Genomic DNA, 22,563 nt, shown 5'->3' with positions numbered 1-22,563 from the left:
CTTTGCACCTCTCTATTCGGTTATTTCTTTATGACTATCAATGACTGTCCCTTCTAATGCTTGCGTTGCTAATTGATGTGCTTCTTTATTTTGTTTTCTAGATATCGGTTCACATACAAGTTTTAATTTCATTTGCTTCGCCTTTTGTTCAATTTGATCTAAATAATGGTTTAAATGCTCATCATAACAAGGCCATTCTCCGGCTAATTGCTGCAATACAACTTGAGAATCGCCGCGAAGTGTAACTGCTTCATATTTAATCCCTAATTCCTCGAGTATATTCATACCGTATAATAGTGATGCATACTCCGCTTCATTATTATCATCTATACCTTCTATATATGCATTGCGGCGAATGCGGTAGTTTGTATTTCCTTTTTTATAATACACACATATACCAACGCCAGCTTCTTTCGTTTGCACATCATACCCCCCATCAAAATAAACGAGTATTTCTTGGGGCTCTTCCTCTACTTGCTTACTTAACTTTTTCATCTCTTTTAATGACCATTCTGCGTCCATTTCATCATAAAATGAAAATTCTTTTACTCTTCCTGTTTTCTCAAAATCCTCTGCAAATTGAAGTATTTCTTCTATGTTCATATACTCTGTTGTTAATTCCGTCTGCAATCCGCGCTTCGTTTTATACAACCAATGAATTTTATATTTCATACTACATTCCCCTTATGTAAGACTTCTTATATGTAGCCAGCTAATAAAAGCCTCACTTTATTTTATTATATTTTATCAAGAGTCAAAGAATTATATTCAATATTATCACATGCAAAAAGAGCTATCCCTATAGGAATAGCTCTTTCATCTATTACATAAATCTTTCAAATTGTACTCGCTTATTAATCCAGTACATTACAGGCATACCAATCGCCATGACAACAAATTCACCGATTGCACATGTTAACCAAGACAACATAAATGGTAAACCCAATGCAAGATGAAGTTCAATTGCAATCATAAACATTGTAATCGTAAAGATAACTGTATTAAAAATCATACGAGCCCAAACACCTTTAATAAATCGCATAGAAATAATCGTTGCAACTAACGCAAGAATAGATTGGCCTACTCCAAATACTAAATCATAAGCGATCATAGGTGAGAAAAAGAGATTCGTTAAAAATACACCTAATACAATTCCGTAAATTGCTTTCTTGTTAAATACAACGAGATGATTAAACATCTCTGAAATACGAAACTGTACATTTGTAAAGCCAAATGGCTGAATAAGCATAGAAACAGCAATATATAATGCCGCTAAAATACCATTACCGACTAATGTTCTAATATTCATGACAAAATCTCCTTAGTTTTTTTACGTGGGATGGTTTCGAACCACGTTATTCTTTTTTTTAGCAACAAGATTATATTTTACGTGGTAGCCCCTCTTTCGTCAATAGATTTCCTATCATAAACTACCTTTTTCCTTTTAGACAACGTATAATGAAACATATGAAAGATTTAGGAGGTTTCACTTCATGACAGCAACAATTCAAAATGAAAAAGTGATCGTTTCCATTTCTGACAAAGGTGCAGAATTACAGAGCGTTCGCTTAAAAGAAGACAACATAGAATATTTATGGCAAGGTGATTCTACTTATTGGGGACGCCGTGCACCAATTTTGTTCCCAATTGTCGGTCGATTAGTAGATAATACATACTACGTAGACGGTAAACCATATTCATTAACACAACACGGTTTCGCTCGTGATCTTACTTTCTCTGTGAAAGAACAAAGCGAAACAAAGATCACTTATATCGTTACTAGTAATGAAGAAACATTAAAAAAATACCCATACGAATTCGAATTACTCGTTTCTTATGAGCTAGATGGACAAAGTGTTCATGTAACATATGAAGTAAACAATCCTACTTCTAAAGAAATGTTCTTCTCAATCGGAGCACATCCTGGATTCAACTTCCCTTTATTGGACGGTGAATCATTTACAGATTATCACTTATCGTTTAATGGTTCGGAACGCTTAGAAACAAGCGTATTAGAAGGGCCTTATCTTTCAAACAAAAAGCAATTAATCGCTGAAAATACGACTGAATTGCCACTTACATACGATTTATTCAAAAATGATGCACTTATTTTTGAACATATGAATACGAATGAAATTTCGATTCGTTCTCATAAACATAATAAATTTGTAAAAGTAGAATTTGATGGATTTCCATTTGTCGGCGTATGGACACCAGGGGATAACGCACCTTTCTTATGTATTGAACCTTGGTATGGAATCGCTGATGAAGTAAATCCAGCAAAAGATTTCAAGGACAAAAAGGGAATTCAATCTTTACAAGCGAATGAAACATTTACATGTCGTTACAGCATCACAATCGGATAACTACCCTATCCCCTACTTCAAAAAAATATTTAAGTAGGGGATAATCTTATAATTTGGAGGTTTCTCATTTTGATTGAAGTATATATTGATGGTGCATCAAAAGGAAATCCTGGTCCTTCTGGTGCAGGAGTGTTTATTAAAGGCGTTCAGCCGCCTGTACAATTATCAGTACCACTTGGAACAATGTCCAATCATGAAGCAGAATACCGCGCTTTACTTCTAGCATTAAAATATTGCATCGAGCATAATTATAGCACTGTCTCTTTTCGTACAGATTCCCAGCTTGTCGAACGGGCTGTTGAAAAAGAATACGCAAAAAATAAAATATTTGCACCTCTTTTAGATGAAGCACTGCAGTACATAAAAAACTTCGATCTCTTTTTTATTAAGTGGATTCCAAGTAGTCAAAATAAAGTAGCTGATGAATTAGCTAGAAAAGCTATCTTACAAAATTAACGGGGGTATGAGTGTGAAAAGAGAGTGGATTGCTCCTCTTGCTTTATTATTTGTCTCTTTTATTTGGGGAGCTACGTTTGTTGTCGTTCAAAACGCTATGTCTTTCGTTGGTCCATTTACGTTTAATGGTATTCGCTTTTTATTCGCTGGAATTATTTTATTATTCGTTCAAATTATTTTCTCACAGAAAACTTCAAAACAAGAATTAAAACATAGTAGTTTAGCCGGATTAATAGTTGGGTTCTTCTTATTTGTCGGTTATTTATTGCAAACATTTGGCTTACTCTATACAACATCTTCAAAAGCAGGTTTCTTAACTGGGCTAAGCATTGTTATGGTCCCAATCTTTTCCTTTATCTTTTTAAAACAAAAAGCTACCATTTTCATCGTACTTGGTATTGTTGTAGCTACAACAGGTTTATACTTATTAACAGCTGCTGATTCTTTCCAATTAAATATAGGAGATATACTTGTTCTCGGTTGTGCAGTCGCTTTCGCTGCCCATATTCTTATTAACGGCTTCTTTTCTAAGAAAATATCACCTTTATTATTAAGCACATCTCAAGTATTAGCTGTTGGTATATTTTCTTCTATTTGCGCTTTTTTGTTTGAAGATTGGGAAAAGTTATTTTCAGTATCACTATGGACGAATCAATCCTTTTTATTCGCACTCTTTCTAACTGCCCTGTTTGCAACATCTATTGCTTTTTTCATTCAAACATCGGCACAAAAACACACTTCTCCAACGAGGGTAGCAATTATTTTCGCAATGGAGCCCGTTTTTGCTGCATTAACAGGCGTTCTCGTTGCAAATGAACAACTTTCTATTTCTGCTATTATCGGATGTCTATGTATTTTTCTAGGCATGATTTTTGTTGAATTACCTTCCAAAACAAAAAAAGAAGCGCAGGCTGCGTGAAGTTACGCTTGTAACTTCCGCATAAAAGCCTTAGCGCTTTTTTTATCTGTAATTTCTTCCTCTTTCAATCGTTCTAATAACGCAACGAAATAACTACCATCAAACTGCAATTGATGTTTAATTGTCGCTTCTATTGCTGCGTTCACAATCCCATCAGACGCACCAGTATATCCTTGTCCAAACATAATAAACCCTTGTGCTTCCTCTGATAATTTAAATCCTTTCGTATGTAAGAATGAAAGATAATCTTCTACTGTTTGCATGTTATTCCCACCTACTCAAAAATTCTCCATCTCCTATCATACATGTTTTTACACGCTATGAGAATGAAATTTCTTTGACAACTTTGTAAATCAATCTTCTACTTCTCTTACAATGGAGGGTTTTCTAATAATCTGAAGGAATATGTACAGTGGAACTTATTTCATATTAAAGGGGAGACACGATGAAACAAGCACTATTAATTATCGACGCTCAGCAAGAATTAATTGATGGAAATGAGCAAGAAAATGAAGTTTTTCGTAAAACCGAGCTATTATCTACACTAAATATAGCCCTCCAGAAAGCAATAGATTCAAATGCTCTTATTGTTTTCGTAAGAGATATCGATGTTGCTTCTGGTAGTGGCGAAGGATTTGAAGTACATAATCAAATTCAAGTACCCCAGTCTGCAATCTTTATTAATAATGCAGCAACCAATTCATTCTACGGTACTTCTTTACTTGAACTTTTAAAAGAAGAAAACATTAATCATATTGTTATAGGCGGATGTAAAACAGAACATTGCATTGACACTGCCGTTAGGACAGCAACTGTACAAGGATTTGACGTTACATTAATTAAAAACGGTCATTCAACAACTGATTCTAACGTATTGTCTGCAGAACAAATTATTGGTCATCACAATAAAACTTTACACGGTCATTATAACGTTGATCATTTTTCTATGGTGCGAGATATCGAGGAAGACCTCTTTCAGCCAACTCATGACCAATATCGTGATTAAATTGGCTCAAAAAAGAATCCTTCATTTAAAAGGGTTCTTTTTTATCCAAAAATTTGCGCTGCAATACTATATAGTTCACTATTTCTGTTTATTAACCGATTACTATTTTTCATCATAATTGGCGGTATATTCACCTTTTTAAAACCAGCAATCTCTAATTCTTTCATGAAATCGTTCTTTCCTTCTAGTACATCAATTCTTAATTTACCATTATGCCCTCTTGCTAAATCATGTACTATTCTCATTGCCATCTCATCATTTTTAGCAACAACCGGCCCTATTATCTTATTTTCTGGTGTTTGTATGCTTAAACCGTAACCTAATACATTTTGTTCCTTGTCCCTTACAACGATACACTGTTCACTTTGCATAATTCTTTTCTTTAAAAACTCTTTTCTATTTGTTCCAAACGCATATTCATCTATTTTTATTATTTTTTCTAAATCACCCTCTTCATAATTCATCACATAATCTTCATTTCTTACACAATAATCTTTCGCATTGTATGAGTTACATATGTATTTAGAAACATAACTTACTGCCCTAAATCCTAACTTTTCATATAAAGGTTTCCCTTCATCCGTAGCAATCAGCATAATTGGAGTATGAGCTGATACGCTTTTAACGCACGCTTCCGTTATTATCTTTCCAATCCCTCTCCCCTTATAATCTGGATGTACAATCACCATTCCGATAGACGCTAATTTCTCCCCATATAATATTATTGCCGCGCTAGCAATAAGTTCCTTTCTCTCATTCCATACGCCGTATACAATACCTGAGTTAAAAATTGTTTCAACTTCTTCTCTGTTATAATCCCAGCCAATATAAGAAGACAATGCTACAATATCGCCTATTTGTTCTTCCCTAAGACGCTCCAACCTAATTTCTAATTCAATCATACTCCATCCCCTTATCTAGACATTTAAATCATTATTACGAAATCAACTTGTACATGTTTCGCTTTATTTGTCACACACATATGTTATTTTGACCAAGACTATATTGTAAATGAGGTGACAACATGCCCATTACGAATCGATTTTCTACCACCACTAACGGCGCACTCGCTATTACAGGTAATACTTTAGGCTTAAGTAAAATTAGCAATCAAAACCGTGCTGGTACAATCGGTGCAATTGGTGCAATTGGTGCATTCGTAACTACGAATACTGCTTTACAAGTACCTACTTTTCCTGCAGGTACAACGTTAAACTATACACAAAATAGTTCTACCACTATTTTAAATATCCCTGCTGGTAGTACTATTCTTTACGCAGAACTCGTTTGGGGTGGAAACTATTTATCTCGTGATCAAAACATTACGAGTATTTTAGGGAATCCTGTTTCTTTCACAACACCTGTGTCAACATACTCAATTACCCCTTCGGCTATTACAGCTTCAAATCAAACTTTCGTTTCTGGATCTGTCACATTTGGATTCTATACACGATCTGCAGATGTAACATCCCTCGTTCAAGCTGCTGGATCTGGCTCTTATACAACCGGCTCTGTCCCTGGACTTGTTGATCCTTTAGATGCTTCTAATGGGGCTATCAATTCTTCTGGATGGACGCTCATTGTCGCTTATCAAAATGGTTCCTTACCTGCAAGAAACTTAACCATTTATGTAGCTGGTAACCGTGTTTCTGCAGAAACTGGTAGTGCCGATGTATCTGTTTCTGGATTTTTAACACCTTCAGGAGGACCAGTAAGCGGGAGATTATTTTTAAGTTCTACCGAAGGAGATGCAGATTTAACCGGGGATCAAGCTTTATTTGGACCAAATTTCAGTTCATTAAATGCTTTATCTGGACCAAACAATGCTATAAATAATTTCTTCGGTTCTCAAGTTAATAATGCTGCAGGAAACTTAGATACAACAGGGACATTCGGAACGCGAAATCAAAGTGCTTCTACAAGTACAAACATCTCCGCAGGAAGACAGGGCTGGGACATTACTTCCATTGATATTTCTCCTTATTTAACAAACTCACAAGTATCCGCCGCAATCCGTTTAACTACTAACGGGGACGCATATATGTTAAATACAGTAGGCTTACAAATTAATATAAACTCACCAAATATACAAGCGACGAAAAGCGTGAATAAAAGTGTTGCTGCAATTGGAGATATTCTCACTTATACAGTTACTATCCCTAACACCGGGCTTCTTCCTGCCAATAACGCTATTTTTATAGATAGTCTCCCTAGCGGTACTTCTTTTATACCCGGCACTGTAACAGTAGATAACGTACCGCAAACAAATGCAAATCCTGCGGCTGGTATATCTCTTGGAACAATTAATAATGGTGCTTCTCGTACAGTAACTTTCCAAGCTACTGTCGTTTCTCTTCCAAGTCAAAATCCTATCTCTAACACTGCTAATATTACATTTCAATATACACCAATCGCCGGAGGAACAACTTTTAATGGTCTTGCAACAAGCAACTCTGCTGGAACACAAATTAACCTCGCAGATATTAATGGAACAAAATCAGTTAACAAACTTTTTACCGATATTGGTGAAACATTAACTTACAGTATTGCCTTAGCTAATATAGGAAATATCGCTGCAACGAATGTGATATATACGGATCCGATTCCTAGCGGGACTACTTTCATTCCAGGGAGTGTAACTGTGAACGGAGTTACTCAAGCTGGAGCAAATCCCGCTAATGGTATATCAATTGGGTCAATTGCCGCAAATTCCACTACTACTATTTCATTCCAAGTACTCGTTCCTTCTATCCCTCAAACAAACCCAATATTAAATAGTGGAACAACAACATATCAATACATTCCTGTACCTAATCAACCAGCAGTAAGTGGGACTGATAAGACAAATATTGTCTCCACTCAAGTGAATAATGCTACTGTAACAATGACGAAAGCAGTAGATAAAAATTTTGCAGATATTGGTGATACACTAACGTACACCGTTTCCTTTACAGCTACAGGTAATACAAATGCGAACAATGTTATTTTTACAGATGTCATCCCTACTGGAACAACTTTCGTTCTAAACAGTTTAACAATAGATGGCACGACACAAGTGGGCGCAAATCCCGCTAACGGCGTGAATATTGGATCCATCCCAAGCGGCACAACAAAAAATGTTGCATTTCAAGTAGTAGTAAATACAATACCCGCGTCAAATGTCGTATCTAACGGATCAAGTGCTTCTTATCAATATACCGTCAACCCTAGCCAATCACCCGTTACAAAAAACATTTCTTCTAATCTCGTTTCCACTCAAATTAACAATGCGAATGTAACATTAACAAAATCAACTAACAAACAATTTGCCACAATTGGCGAAACGATAAGTTATACAATTCTTATTACAAACAGTGGAAATGCGGCCGCTAATAGCGTTCAACTAACAGACCCACTTCCAAATGGAACGATATTAACTCCTGGTACTGTAACACTAAACGGAGTTTTGCAAAATGTAGATTCTCTCGTCGCTTTACCTATCGGCACAATTCCTGGCGGGGCTACTTTTACCCTTTCTTTCCAAGTAACAGTCATCAATATTACGACCCAAAATCCTATCATTAATAATGCCTTCGCTTCTTATCTATATACTGTAAATCCAAATTTGCCACCGACTTCAAAGACAGCAAATTCTAATTCTGTTACATCAACAATTAGACTAGCAAATCTCCATGCTAATAAATCTGTAGATAAAACGTTTGCGGAAGTTGGCGATGTATTAACTTACACCTTCGCTCTTACTAACGATGGGAATGTTGCAGCGAACAATGTATTACTATCCGATTCAATTGCGAATGGAACCGCCTTTGTACCAAATAGCGTTATAGTTAACGGTGTTACTCAACCAGGCGTTACACCAACTAGCATCAATATTGGTAGCATCAATGCTAATACTACAATTACAGCTTCATTCCAAGTAGTAATAACTAGCATTCCAAATCCAAACCCTATTTCAAATAGCGCTTCCATCTCCTATAACTTTATTGTTGATCCAAACGCTTCACCTGTAAGTAAGAACACTACTTCAACCACTACATTTACTCAAGTAAACGATGCAAATGTCATTTCAGCCAAAACAGTGGATCGAGCGTTCGCTACCGTAGGGGATATATTAACTTATACTGCTACTTTGACGAATGCAGGAAGTGTTTCTGCTGATAGTCCTACTTTCGTAGATACGAATCCAGACGGTACTACCTTTATTCCAAACACTTTTCTTATTAATGGTGTACTCCAAAATAACGCAGATCCAAATATAGGTGTTCCACTACCTTCCATTGCTGCTAACGGCTCACTTACCGTCTCTTATCAAGTAACCGTCACCTCTTTACCAATACAAAACCCAACGATAAATTCATCTAGTACACAGTATAGTTTTATTCTAAATCCGGGCGATCCACCAACTGTAGAAACATCTGTAAGTAACACTGTAAGTACACAAATTAATTTAGCAAATGTAGTGATTGTCAAAGAAGTAGATTTAACTATCGCCGATGTCGGGCAACCAATCACATATACAATTTCTTTAGCTAATCTTGGAAATACTATAGCAAATAATGTTATTTTTACCGATATAATCCCTAATGGCACCACAATCGTACCAAATAGTATTTTTATAGGTGGTGCTTTACAACTAGGTGCAGACCCTAGTACCGGTCTTCAAGTCGGCTCCATTCCTTCAGGTGGTTTTACAACGATTGTTTTTCAAATAAGTGCAAATGGGCTACCTTCACCAAACCCAATTCAAAACAGCGCTTCACTTCAATATAGCTTTATCGCTGATCCAAATTTACCTGCTCTTGTTAGAAACGCTGCTAGCAATATAGTAACTACACAAATTAATACTGCTAATATCGTTGCTACAAAACTAACGAGTACAAACTTCGCTGATGTTGGTGATGTCATACTATATGCGACTATTTTAACAAATAACGGGAATATCCCTGCTGCTAATGTAACGTTTACAGATATCATTCCAGCGGGTACCCTCTTCATTCCTAATACTGTAACGATTAATAATGTCCCTGTAGCTAACGCAAATCCTGCTACCGGCATTTCAATTGGTACAATAGGAGCGAATTCATCACGCACCGTTGCATTCCAAGTTTTTGTACCAACTATCCCTGCTGTAAATCCAATTACAAATCAATCAGGCACAACATTCCAATATACGTATGATCCATCCAAACCTGCTGTGATGCAGATGGTTGCTTCTAACACTGTACAGACAACTATTAATAACGCCTCAATTGCCGCTACTAAATCTGCAGATAAACAGTTTGCTAACGTAAATGATATTATTACGTACACGACTACTTTAACGAATAACGGGAACACACTTGCATCAAATGTAATATTTACAGATGTAATTCCAAACGGGACATCATTTATTGCTAATAGTGTTACTGTAAACGGGAATACACTGCCTAATGTAAATCCAGCAAGTGGAATTGCCATTGATCCAATAAATCCGAATGCAAATACGCTCATCTCGTTCCAAGTACAAGTAAATTCTATCCCGAATCCAAATCCACTCCCGAACCAAAGCAATACAACGTACCAGTACGTCGTAGATCCTAACTTACCTCCAGCATCCGCCAATACGTTAAGTAACGTAATAACAACTCAAATTAATAACGCTACTATTGTCGCTACTAAGTCTGTGAATACACCGACAGCTGCAATTGGCGATATCGTTACCTATACGATTGCAGTAACAAATACAGGTAATACTCCTGCTAGTGCGACTGTTTTAACGGATGGGCTTGGTGCAGGAGCTTCATTTATCCAAAACTCCGTAACGATCAATAATGTCCCACAACCAGGATTAGATCCATCACTTGGTATTCACTTGGCAGATATTTCGCCAGGGGATACTGTATTTATTACTTTTCAAGCACAAATTTTAGCGATACCACCTAGTGGCACATTAACAAATAATGCTCTTGTAAATTATGAATATACCGTGAATCCCAACCAATCACCTGCCGTCAATAGTACAATTACGAATACAACGGTTACTCCAATTATTGATGCTACTCTTTCTATAAATAAAACTGTCAATTCAACATTCGCTACTATTGGAGATACACTTACTTTCACTTCTACCATTACTAATTCCGGTAATACTACCGCAAACAATGTTATTTTTACAGATGTAATTCCAAATGGTACAACGTTTATTCCAAATAGTTTTACGGTAAATGGAACAACTATTACTAATGCAAATCCACAAAACGGTATCAATATTGGTAACTTGAATTCAAATGCATCTGCTACACTCAGTTTTCAAGTAAACATTACAACACTTCCAAACCCGAATCCAATCCCGAACAAATCATCGCTTCAATATAGCTTTATTGTAGATATAAATGAACCGCCAGTTTCACGAACAGTTCAATCTAATAAAACTTTTTCACAAGTAAATACTGCTTCCGTTATCGCAACAAAAACTGCAAGCAGTGCTTTTGCTGCTGTTGGAGATACAATTACGTATACAACTATCCTCACCAATAGCGGAAATACTTCAGCAAACACACCTGTTTTTATCGATATATTACCACCTGAACTTTCATTCGTTCCTGATAGCGTACAAATTAATACAATCCCACAACTTGGATTTAGACCAGATAGCGGAATCTCTTTAGACTCAATTCCAGTTGGAGGAACGACAACAATTAGCTTTCAAGCTATCGTTGGCTCAATACCAGCTACAAACCCAACTTTGAACCAATCTAGCACAACATACTCGATCATTATTGATCCTACCCAGCCGCCGGTGATAGAAACAGCTACAAGTAATCCAACTTTAGTTCAAATTAACGAAGCGATTATTCAAGCAACGAAAAGTGTAGATCGACTATTTTCTGACGTAGCACCTGGAAATTCATTTTTAACGTATACTGTTTTATTGGATAATATAGGAAACGCAACTGCTACGAATATCATTTTTACAGATCCCATTCCAAATAACACAGTATTTATAGAAGATAGCGTTCGAGTAGGCGGAGTTTTATTGCCTGGAGTAAATCCAGCGAATGGGATACCGATTGGGGATATTATTGCTGGAGATTTTATAAACGTTACCTTCCGTGTGCAAGTAGTTAGCATTCCAAATCCAATTTTCACAATTGGACCAGGCGGACCAAACTCACCGGTTGTAAACAGCGCTTCCATTAATTATCAATTTATGACAGGTCCAAACTTACCACTCGTTTCAAGAAGTACGACGTCCAATCCGGTTTCGACACAAATAAATTCTGGGGAAATTGTGGCAATCAAATCTGTAAATAAAACTTTCGCAACAATTGGCGATACAATTTCTTATACAATTACATTAAATAACCCTGGAAATGTCACTTCACAAAATATAATTTTTACGGATACTTTCCCTGATGGAACGACATTCATATCTGGCACTCTTACAAACGATTCTGGTACACAGCAAATCGGAAATCCAGCTAACGGAATTCAGATTGGAAATATAAACCCAAATGGAACGGCCGTGATTACTCTTAACGTACTTGTTACAAACATTCCAAGTATAAATCCAATTTCTAATTATAGCTCTGTACAATTTGCACATGTGGTCGATCCTAGCCAACCTGCCGTATCGCAAACGAATGTATCTAATACGGTTTCGACAACTATTAATAGTGCAATTTTAACAACAAAAAAGAGTGCTGATAAATCTATAGTTTCAGTTGGAGATACGATTACGTATACAACTACTATTAGAAATACCGGAAATACAGCCGCAACGAATATTACTTTCACAAGCGCTATTCCAGCTAACACTACCTTTATACCAAATTCAGTCACAATAAATAGCGTTCAGCAGTCTGGTGCGCAACCAGCACTTGGAGTAAATATACCAAATATCGCTCCTGGTGAAACGGTAACTGTTACTTTCCAAGTAAATGTTATTTCCGTTTCCCCTTCCAGTTCAATTATGGGTAATGACACAATTTTATATTCTTATACTGTTGATCCAAACAGCGCTCCTGCTACTACCTCTACTTCAACGAATATTGCTACAAATCCTGTATTAGATGCTATGATAACGATGGTAAAATCGGTCGATCAAACCCTTGTAACACTAGGCGATACCATAACCTATACGACAATTTTAACGAATAACGGTAATACAAATGCAACTAATATTACTTTCACGGATCTTATACCAAATGGTACAACATTTATTACTGATAGCGTTACAATAAATGGACTCACACAAATTGGATTGAATCCTAATACAGGCATAACGATTGGATCAATTGCCCCTAACAGCTCAATATCTATAGCATTTCAAGTGACCGCTACTTCTACCCCTGTTCAAAATCCTATTGCCAATTCCGCTACTGCTTCTTACACATTTATCGCTGATCCCAATGCACCTATTGTTTCAAGAAACGTTACTTCAAACACAGTGTTTACTACGATTAATACAGCTAACATTCTTTCATTAAAACAAGTCGATAAATCCTTTAGTCGTATTGGAGACACACTCACTTATACTGTCGTTTTAACAAACAATGGAAACTCATCCGCACAAAATGTTATATTTACAGATACCGTACCAAGCATCACTACATTTATTGCAAACACATTTTCTATTAATGGAGTTCCTCAAAGCGGGGCGGATCCATCGAACGGTGTGAATATTGGGACAATAACAGCCGGGACTACAGTAACAGTTTCGTTCCAAGTTACTGTAACATCATTACCAACCGCAAACCCAATTGTAAATTTCTCATCAACATCGTATCAATTAGTCTCACCACCTGAAGCAGAAACTTCAATTAGCAATCCTGTTTCAACCCAAATTAAAGAAGCCATATTATCTATGACCAAAAATGAAAGTGTATCCTTTGCAGATATCGGGCAAACTGCTTTTTATACTACTTCTATTACCAATGTAGGCAATACCGATGCAACTAATATTGTATTCACAGATGCATTACCAAGTGGACTCACATTTGTTCCTAACACATTAACTGTCGATGGCGTTTTACAACCTAACGCGGATCCAAATACAGGTGTATTACTTGCAACACTTCCACCAAATGAAATATATAGCATCGTCTTTCAAATTACAGTAAACAATATTCCCCCTAGTAACCCAGCACCAAATAAAGCATCAACGGCGTATGAATTTACTGTTGATCCTGTTAATCCTCCCGTTTCAAGTGCAGCTACTTCCAACACTACACTCCTTCAAATAAACAACGCAACTATTATTAGCACCAAAACAGCAAATCTTACTTTTGCGGATGTTGGTAATACAATAACATTTACACTTAACCTTCCTAATACCGGGAATGTGACCGCAACTGATGTAACTATTATCGATATTCTTGATAGCAATTTAAGTTTCGTTCCAAATAGTTTCACAGCTAATGGGCAAACCATTCCAAACGCCGATTTATCAACTGGTGTAAATATTGGTTCCATTAATGGTGGTAATACGGCAATCGTTACATTCCAAGCAACTGTTATTACACTTCCAACACTTAATCCCATTTCTAACTCTGCTTCTACCACATATCATTATGTCGTTGATCCTAGCCAGCCACCTATTACAACTTCCAATCAATCTAATACAACGACAACACAAATTAATAGCGCTATCCTTACTGCACAAAAAAATTCAAATGTATCTACGGTAGATATCGGGCAGGATATTACCTACACCGTTACAATTACAAATAACGGAAATGTGAGTGCAACGAATGTTATTTTTACCGACCTTATTCCAGACGGAACTTCCTTTGAACCGAATAGCTTTACACTGAACGGAACTAGCATCCCAAATGCAGATATCATTACAGGCGTTCCAATCGGTGATATCGCGCCAAACGAATCTGTCATCGTAGCATTTCACATTATCGCCAATGAAATTCCGCCTATAAATCCAATTACTAATCAAGCTAGCGTTAGCTTTCAACATATCGTTAATCCAGCTAATCCTCCAGTTTCAAAAAATATTATTTCTAACAACGTTACAACAAAAATTGAAAGTGCTATTTTAAATACTATTAAAATAGGAGATAAAACTTTTGCAACGATTGGTGATACGATTACGTATACAACGACTATTACGAACACAGGCAATATTCCTGCTAACAACGCTATATTCTCAGACCCTTTACCATCGTGGACACAATTTGTTGCAGGATCAGTTATTGTTGATGGCACTCCATTACCATCCGCTTCGATTATTAACGGTGTTGGCATAAATACAATCAGTCCAAATCAAACTGTTACAATCATATTCCAAGTACAAATCGTAAGTAATCCAACAACGTTCACACCTGAACTCCAAAACTTAGGATTTGTTAACTTCCAATATAACGTAGGCAATGCATTACTGGCTCAGCCTGGCAATGTGGAAACGAATGTCTTCGTTACTTCTATTAATACAGCCATACTTTCAGCTGTAAAAACTGCTAATACAGCCTTTGCAAATATTGGAGATACGATCACTTATACAGTTTCGATTCAAAATAACGGCAATACAAACGCTACGAATGTAAATTTCTCAGACCCAGTTCCAACTGGAACGACCTTTGTTGAAAATAGTTTTGCTGTAAATGGAAGTACCATTCCAGGCGCAAATCCAAATAACGGAGTGAATATCGGAACAGTTAGCGCAGGTAGTTCCTTAACCGTTACTTTCCAAGTCATAGTTACATCTACTCCACCTTCAAATCCGATTACAAACGTAGCATCTATTCAATACGCATTCATCGTTGATCCGGCCTCTCCTCCTGTTACAGGCACGATAAATTCTAATAGCGCTTCAACACAAATTAATAACGCGACTGTTACAACTGTTTTACAAGCAAATCGTTCAATTGTATCTATCGGGGATGTAATTACGTATACAGCAACATTAACGAATACTGGAAACTTCCCTGCAAACTCTATATTACTCATTAACGGAGTTCCTGAAGGAGCATTATTTGTTCCAAATAGTGTTACGCTCAACGGGATTTCACTTCCAGATGCAAGTCCAACTCTCGGTATTCCAGTTGGTATTATCGCACCAGGTGATTCCGCTACTATTACGTTCCAATTTCTTGCAAGTTCTATTCCACCGCAAGGAGCGATTATAAATCAAGCACTTACAAGTTACACGTATATTGTCGATCCAAGTCAACCTCCTGTTACAGCAACATCCTCGTCTAATACGGTTAATACAGCTGTTGTTGATGCATCGTTATCCGTAATTAAAAGTACAGATTCTCTCGTACAATCTACTGACGGTACAATCACTTACACAGTAGTCGTTCAAAATAACGGAAATACTACTGCAAATACAGTTACTTTAACAGATTTGGTCCCAGAAGGAACTGCATTTATTCCGAATAGCGTTACCATTAGTGGTGTTTCTGTTCCAGGTGCCGATCCTAACGTAGGAATACCATTAAACTCCATCACACCGTCAGAAATCGTCACTGTAACATTCCAGGTTATCGTTCAATCTATACCAAGCGTGAACCCAATTTTCTAATACAGCCCGTATTGACTATACTTTTATCGCCGATCCAACTGCTCCTATCATCTCTCGAACAATTACGTCTAATCCCGCTTTCACACAAATTTCGGATGCAACTATCCTTTCTTTAAAAGCAGTCAATGCACCTCAAACAACAACAGGTGATATTTTGACTTACACAATAACACTAGAAAATACCGGAAATATTCCAGCTACGAATCTCATATTTTCAGATACGATTCCCCAAGATACTACATTCGTAGAAAATAGTTTTACACTTAATGGAACAGCTATACTTGGTGCCAATCCAAATGTAGGTGTTACTTTACCTACCTTAGCAGCAAACGCTACTCACCTTATTTCGTTCCAAATTCTTATTAAAGATTCATTCTCGCGAGAATCGATTACAAATCAATCCAATACAACATATACAATCCAACCAGACCCAGGGCAACCGCCTATTACTGAAACATCTACTAGTAATATCGTCATTACAAATTTCGTGCAAGCACAATTGACAATTACAAAAACATCCAATCCAACAACTGTAGATATTGGCGGAACTATACTTTATATTTCTGAAGTGAAAAATATCGGTAATGTTGACGCAATAAATATTGTTTTCACAGATTCTATCCCAGCTGGGACTACATTCGTTCCCGATAGTGTCACAATTAACGGTGTCCTTCAGCCAGGTGTAAATCCTGAAAACGGAATACCGATTGGAACAATTCCAGCTAACAGTTCCAAAACGATACTATTTCAAGTGCAAACAAATAATCCACCTACTGAAACCGAAATTGTAAATCAATCTTCAGCAACTTACCAATATGTAAGTATCCCTACAGCCCCACCAGTGAATCGCTCTGCAAATTCTAACATTGTTACAACATCACTTCAAAACGCAAATATTATTTCTGTTAAAAGCGCGGATATAACTTTCGCATCAATCGGGCAAATTATTACCTACACAAATACACTACAAAATATAGGAACCGTTCCAGCTAACAATACCGTGTTCATTGATAACATTCCAGAAGGTACTATATTTATTGAAGATAGCTTAGCAATAAATAATGTAATTCAGCCTGGCGCTAATCCTGAAAACGGAGTAACTCTCGGCACGATACAACCAAATGAAACAGTCACTATTTCATTCCAAGTACAACTTACAAATATACCAGTTGGCAATGTAGTCATTAATATTTCAGACACCTCGTACGAATACCAAATTGACCCTAGTTCTCAAATTATTCAGCGTAGATCGTTATCAAATGCAGTAAATACTGAAGTGCGGACGGCAAATGTTAGTGCAATTAAATCCGCTAACAGATCCATTACACGTATCGGTCAAATCATCACATATACAGTCGCAGTTACAAACGCTGGTACAATACCTATTACAAATACTCTCCTACTTGACGCAATTGCTTCTGGCACCACATTCGTTCCAAATAGCATTCTTGTAGATGGCGTACCAAGACTTAACGAAAATCCAATTACAGGTATCAATCTTGATATAATTCTTCCAAATAATACGATTATTGTTACGTTCCAAGTAAGCGTAGTCTCTATACCGCCACAAAATAACATTAATAATATCGCCGTCATTCACTATGAGTATCGACCAGACCCAAGCACACCACCAATTTCAGAAACGACCTCTTCCAATGCTACAAACATACAATTTATTGATGCTATTCTTATTACTACAAAGTCCACTAATACTGTATTAGCTAACATTGATGAAACCATTGAATATACAGTATTCATTCAAAATAATGGATCGGCTACAACTAACTCCATCTTTTTTACAGATACTATAGCGGATGGAACAGTATTTATTCCAGGAAGTGTAGTAGTTAATAATACTGTACTTCCTGCAGCAGATCCGAATATCGGCTTTTCCATTCCTAATGTCGCAGCAGGTCAAATGGCTACAATAACATTCCAAGTTTCCGTTACGAATTTACCTGCTGTAAATCCAACACCTAATACTGCAAACGTCGTCTACGACTTTATTTTCAATCCTGACTTTGCACCAATTCAAAAATCTACTACTTCCAATACTACTTTTGTTCAAATTAATGATGCTGACATCGTTTCACTTAAAACTGTTGATTTAACCTCTGTAACGATTGGTGACATTTTAACTTATACAACAACTTTAACGAATACAGGGAATACGGATGCCACTGCTGTTGTATTTACAGACAATATTCCTAATGGAACAACCTTTATTGACGGTAGCGTTTTAGTAAATAACATTCCTCAGCTTAATGCCAACCCAAGTGCAGGTATACTTGTAGGAACGATTGCTCCTAATATTTCTATCCCAGTCACATTTTCTGTTACCGTCGTAGCTCTTCCTGCTAGCGGCCATGTTCAAAATCAATCAACTTCTCGTTATACAATAAACGTGGAAGAACAAATATCCACTAGCAATATTACCTTCACTGAAGTTATTTCTGCTAATGTAATTGCGACAAAAACAACACCTATCCAATATGCTGACCTACAAACTATTATCCCTTACACTATTTCCATTACAAACAATGGGAATATACAAGTAGAAAACATTATTGTTACAGATATCATCCCAGCAAATACGAGCTTTATAGAGAATAGTGTTATCGTGAATGGCAACGCTCGGCCAAATGACAATCCACTTAACGGTATACAAATTGATAACATTCCGCCTAATACGACAGCAACCATTCTATTCCAAGTACGGGTTACTTCGATTCCACAAACAAATCCAATCTCTAACACGAGTACAATTGAATATGAATACACGGTACCAAATCGACCACCTATTACCGAAACTATTATTTCATCAGCTGCTTTAACAGAAATTAATCATGCGAATTTGAATAGTAATAAAGCTGTTGACCTTGCATTTGCAACGGTTGGTGATACGTTAACGTATACGATTACACTAAATCAAACCGGTAATGTTGCAGTAAATGATGTAATCATTCAAGATATTATTCCTCAAGGTACTACGTTTATAGAAAATAGCGTCATTGTAAACGGAGAAACTCTTCCAGGAGTGAATCCAGTAAGCGGCATACCAATTGGTACTATAACTATTGGTGGAGATGCTATCGTTTCATTCCAAGTAACTGTGACTTCTATTCCAACACCAAATGAACTAAACAACAACGCAATTACTACTTTTAACTATATAGTCAACCCAAATAACGTACCTGTTACAAATACGACTACAACAAATACTGTCAAAACTACTGTCCAAAATGATAATGTCATTGCTTTTAAGTCTGCTGATGTAACAAACGCCTTACCTGGTCAAACTTTAACATATACAATTACGATTACGAATAGCGGTAATGTGACGATTGAAGACCTTCTTGCCATAGACGCCGTACCAATAGATACGACTTTTGTTGCTGGTAGTGTTACGATTAACGGAATCAATCAGCCTAATGAGAATCCTGAAAATGGTATTACGTTAGGAAATCTTGCTCCTAATGAATTTGTTATTATTACGTTCCAAGTGACAATATCTTCTTCTACTCTTCAATCTACAATTAATAATGATGCTTCTGTTTCCTATACCGTTATCATTGATCCAACAAAACCACCTATTACAATTACAAAACAAACAAATACCGTTACAACGACAGTTATTGATCCGATGGTTCGCATTGAAAAAACAGCTGACAAATCTATTGTCGTTATAGGAGATATCATTACATTCACATTAGCGGTATTCAATCATTCCCCAATTCCTACAATCAGTACTTCTGTTATAGACACAATTCCAGCTGGTACAACATTTATAGAAAACAGCGTAACCATTAACGGCACTCCCGTTCCAAATGTTCGTCCAGACACTGGTATTAATATTGGTTCTTTATCTGCAGGTACAGTAGCAACTATAACATTTCAAGTTCTCGCAACTTCTATTCTTTCAAACAGTACAATTATAAATTCTGCAACAGTTACCGCTGCTTTTCAGTTGACACCACAGGATCCAATTATTACTTTCATTGTTAATTCAAATATCGTTCGTATACCAGTTCAATTTATAACTGCAACAGTCACGAAAAATGCTTCCGTCAGCTCAGCTTATTTAAATCAATATTTTGATTACACGGTACGCATTACAAATACTTCTGAAATTTCACTCTCAAATATTTCGTTACAAGATACTATTCCAGCAGGTTTACAATTTATAAATGGCACTGTCTTTATTAACGGTGAACGCTCTCCACTAGCGAATCCGAATATCGGTTTCCTAGTCGCTACTAATTTGGAACCAAACGAAACAATTATCGTGTTATTCACAGTACAAGTGATAAGCCCCCCTGTTAATAATCCCTTTAAAAATACGGCCAATATTTCGTTACAACTTCAAGTCTCGCCTACCGACCAACCAATTACAGTAACCGTTACAAGTAACGAAAACATCGTCACCTTTGTTCCAGAAAATCCAGATGAAGCACTTCCAAATTTAAATTGCTTCTTTGACGGTGAACGCTTCATTCGCATTACTCCTCGAAATGTACGAAATTACCTTTGGACTTGGATTTGGTGGAAGTAATTGAAACAAAAAAGAGATTGTAGTTTGGTTGAAACCAAATTACAATCTCTTTTTCATTACCTATATCCCACTACGTTGTAACTCGTCCAAGGATATACGATTAAACACCATCTCAAGTTATTTTAGTCGTAATAAGTTGGCCAGCTTCATTAATAGTAACTTTCCATTTCACTCCACTAGCAGTCTTCATGATTATACCTTTACTTGCCTCTATTTCAATATCTCCAAACATTCTTCCGCCAGTCGTCGCTAACCAAGCACTCCCATTTTCCATAGAAGATCTTGCAAAGATACGATTAATTCGAAAACGTTTATGATCTTGAGAATAACCACTTAATGTAATTCTAACTTTATATAACTGACTGGCCTTCATATTCGATATAATTGTATCGCCAACATTTAATGGAACATCCAACGCGATAACCCAACTTCCAGTTGCACTTAATGCATATTCAATTTTAATTTTCTTTGGGCTCTCTCCCCATCCAAAATACATTCCAAAACAATTTAACATTTGTATTGGTTTTTTCGTAAAATCCATTTCAATTACAACTGGATTACTATCTGGAACGTCAATATAGTTTACACTTTGTTCATCTATTAAATTAAAGCAATTTGTGAGATTTCCCCCGTACGGCACTTTTCCACTTACTTGCTTAACGTTATATTTCTGCTGAGCATTTACTAAAATATCATCTTGATTTCCTATTAAATGAGGTCTATTTAACGTCAAAGGTAACTGAATTCGTAGGGATTCTTCATAAGTAGACTTACAAACATTGTATTGTCCTTTATCTACAATAGTTGTCGAAAGCAGATTTGAAAAAAGGTAGTTACGATGAGAATTGGAAGAAAATTCAATAACAATTTGTTCACTACTCATCCGGTACGTATCCCAGATCATACAATCAAATGTATTATACGCACCTGAACAACGAATTACTTTTTCCGTTTGTTGTCTACATTGCACTTGAATATCATGAAACGTATTTCCTGAACTTTCATTTGGCAAATCACTATTTCCATCTACTTCAATCCCATACACACATCCATCAATAAATATAGATTGAAATACATTGGCGTTAATCCAGCAAGGTGTATTGATATCATTTATATATTCTGTCTTCAAATGTATTGCAGTTTGAAAGTTTTTAATTTGAATAAATTTAACTTGAAAGAAACTAATAAAATCCCATGCCTTTTGACAATAAAAATGTATAGCTTTTCCTTTATACGATGGAGTTGTATTTATTATATTTATATTTGATATAACAGATTGATTAGGTACTTCGATTTGTTGTGAACCAGAAACATAAATAACAGCAGATTGAAACAATGGATTTATAACTTGAAGAGTACCACCAACTATCGAAGCGTTACTTTGTAGCTCAAATGCATTAAAATCCCCATCAATTTGCAGTGTTACGGTAGGATCCAACTCTAATCTTACGTTTGATTTAATAACAATCGGCTTTACAATTTTGTACGTATTTATCCCTGTAATTCTAACCGTCGAAATTCGATTCGCTACACAATAATCAATAGCTTGCTGAATTGCTAATGAGCTATCATTTCCCGAGTTTGGAACTGCGCCAAAACAATCAATATGAACGCTACTTTCTGGCGCACAATCTTCTTGGGATGAAATATATTCTGACAAAATAAATTCACTCCTCATATTACCTTTTTCATATAATATGTGAGTTGTCTCTTAAAAGTTTCTATAATAAAAAAAAACAAACGACCTAC

9 protein-coding genes, 1 pseudogene and 1 riboswitch are annotated in these 22,563 nt (G+C 36.3%); of the genes and pseudogenes, 5 read left to right on the top strand and 5 right to left on the bottom strand.

Annotation, left to right across the window (positions count from 1 at the left end; all coding sequences use genetic code 11):
* Positions 1 to 12 precede the first annotated feature (12 nt).
* Both ACXKY9_RS07460 and ACXKY9_RS07455 read right to left on the bottom strand, forming a co-directional pair.
* A complete protein-coding gene (locus ACXKY9_RS07460; RefSeq protein ID WP_000875544.1) occupies positions 13 to 672 on the bottom strand; it encodes a ribonuclease H family protein in 660 nt (219 codons plus the stop codon).
* Between the two features lie 151 nt (positions 673 to 823).
* Positions 824 to 1,309, bottom strand: a complete 486-nt coding sequence (locus ACXKY9_RS07455; protein ID WP_001026474.1) for a QueT transporter family protein — start codon at positions 1,307 to 1,309, stop codon at positions 824 to 826.
* Positions 1,310 to 1,315: 6 nt separating this feature from the next.
* Positions 1,316 to 1,360, bottom strand: a riboswitch (PreQ1 riboswitch).
* A 133-nt stretch (positions 1,361 to 1,493) separates the two neighbouring features.
* Here ACXKY9_RS07455 and ACXKY9_RS07450 point away from each other — a divergent pair.
* The 3 genes from ACXKY9_RS07450 (at position 1,494) to ACXKY9_RS07440 (ending at position 3,741) form a co-directional block, all read left to right on the top strand.
* The gene (locus ACXKY9_RS07450; protein WP_000127397.1) at positions 1,494 to 2,366 is read left to right on the top strand and encodes an aldose 1-epimerase family protein; all 873 of its coding nucleotides are present in this window, start codon (positions 1,494 to 1,496) and stop codon (positions 2,364 to 2,366) included.
* Positions 2,367 to 2,435: 69 nt separating this feature from the next.
* Positions 2,436 to 2,822 carry a reverse transcriptase-like protein gene (locus tag ACXKY9_RS07445; protein ID WP_000573880.1) on the top strand — a complete coding sequence of 129 codons (387 nt, stop codon included), beginning with the start codon at positions 2,436 to 2,438 and terminating at the stop codon, positions 2,820 to 2,822.
* Positions 2,823 to 2,835: 13 nt separating this feature from the next.
* On the top strand, positions 2,836 to 3,741 hold the full coding sequence (locus ACXKY9_RS07440; RefSeq protein ID WP_000818084.1) for a DMT family transporter: 906 nt from the start codon (positions 2,836 to 2,838) through the stop codon (positions 3,739 to 3,741).
* Positions 3,742 to 3,743: 2 nt separating this feature from the next.
* On the opposite strand, the gene ACXKY9_RS07435 is transcribed toward ACXKY9_RS07440, so the two are convergent.
* Positions 3,744 to 4,004, bottom strand: coding sequence for a DUF6123 family protein (locus tag ACXKY9_RS07435; protein WP_001195212.1), 261 nt, complete (start codon positions 4,002 to 4,004; stop codon positions 3,744 to 3,746).
* Between the two features lie 182 nt (positions 4,005 to 4,186).
* Here ACXKY9_RS07435 and ACXKY9_RS07430 point away from each other — a divergent pair, with 182 nt between their 5' ends.
* Positions 4,187 to 4,747, top strand: a complete 561-nt coding sequence (locus ACXKY9_RS07430; protein WP_038413420.1) for a cysteine hydrolase family protein — start codon at positions 4,187 to 4,189, stop codon at positions 4,745 to 4,747.
* A gap of 41 nt (positions 4,748 to 4,788) precedes the next feature.
* On the opposite strand, the gene ACXKY9_RS07425 is transcribed toward ACXKY9_RS07430, so the two are convergent.
* Positions 4,789 to 5,649, bottom strand: a complete 861-nt coding sequence (locus ACXKY9_RS07425; protein ID WP_000571003.1) for a GNAT family N-acetyltransferase — start codon at positions 5,647 to 5,649, stop codon at positions 4,789 to 4,791.
* A 122-nt stretch (positions 5,650 to 5,771) separates the two neighbouring features.
* Between ACXKY9_RS07425 and ACXKY9_RS07420 the strand changes: the two are divergent.
* Positions 5,772 to 20,814: pseudogene (locus ACXKY9_RS07420) on the top strand (cell surface protein).
* A 112-nt stretch (positions 20,815 to 20,926) separates the two neighbouring features.
* Here the strand turns inward: ACXKY9_RS07420 and ACXKY9_RS07415 are convergent.
* The gene (locus tag ACXKY9_RS07415; protein ID WP_000006054.1) at positions 20,927 to 22,474 is read right to left on the bottom strand and encodes a glycoside hydrolase family protein; all 1,548 of its coding nucleotides are present in this window, start codon (positions 22,472 to 22,474) and stop codon (positions 20,927 to 20,929) included.
* Between the last annotated feature and the right edge of the window lie 89 nt (positions 22,475 to 22,563).

The sequence above is a fragment of the Bacillus sp. 2175 genome, from assembly GCF_057812155.1.
The sequence above is the reverse complement of the archived record's forward strand: the minus strand, read 5'-3'. Positions and strand labels throughout refer to the sequence as shown.

Excerpts from the sequence above, each read along its gene's own strand:
- ACXKY9_RS07455 (WP_001026474.1), bottom strand. The coding sequence starts at position 1,309 with ATGAATATTAGAACATTAGTCGGTAATGGTATTTTAGCGGCATTATAT.
- ACXKY9_RS07450 (WP_000127397.1), top strand. The coding sequence starts at position 1,494 with ATGACAGCAACAATTCAAAATGAAAAAGTGATCGTTTCCATTTCTGAC.
- ACXKY9_RS07425 (WP_000571003.1), bottom strand. The coding sequence starts at position 5,649 with ATGATTGAATTAGAAATTAGGTTGGAGCGTCTTAGGGAAGAACAAATA.
- ACXKY9_RS07435 (WP_001195212.1), bottom strand. The coding sequence starts at position 4,004 with ATGCAAACAGTAGAAGATTATCTTTCATTCTTACATACGAAAGGATTT.
- ACXKY9_RS07460 (WP_000875544.1), bottom strand. The coding sequence starts at position 672 with ATGAAATATAAAATTCATTGGTTGTATAAAACGAAGCGCGGATTGCAG.
- ACXKY9_RS07430 (WP_038413420.1), top strand. The coding sequence starts at position 4,187 with ATGAAACAAGCACTATTAATTATCGACGCTCAGCAAGAATTAATTGAT.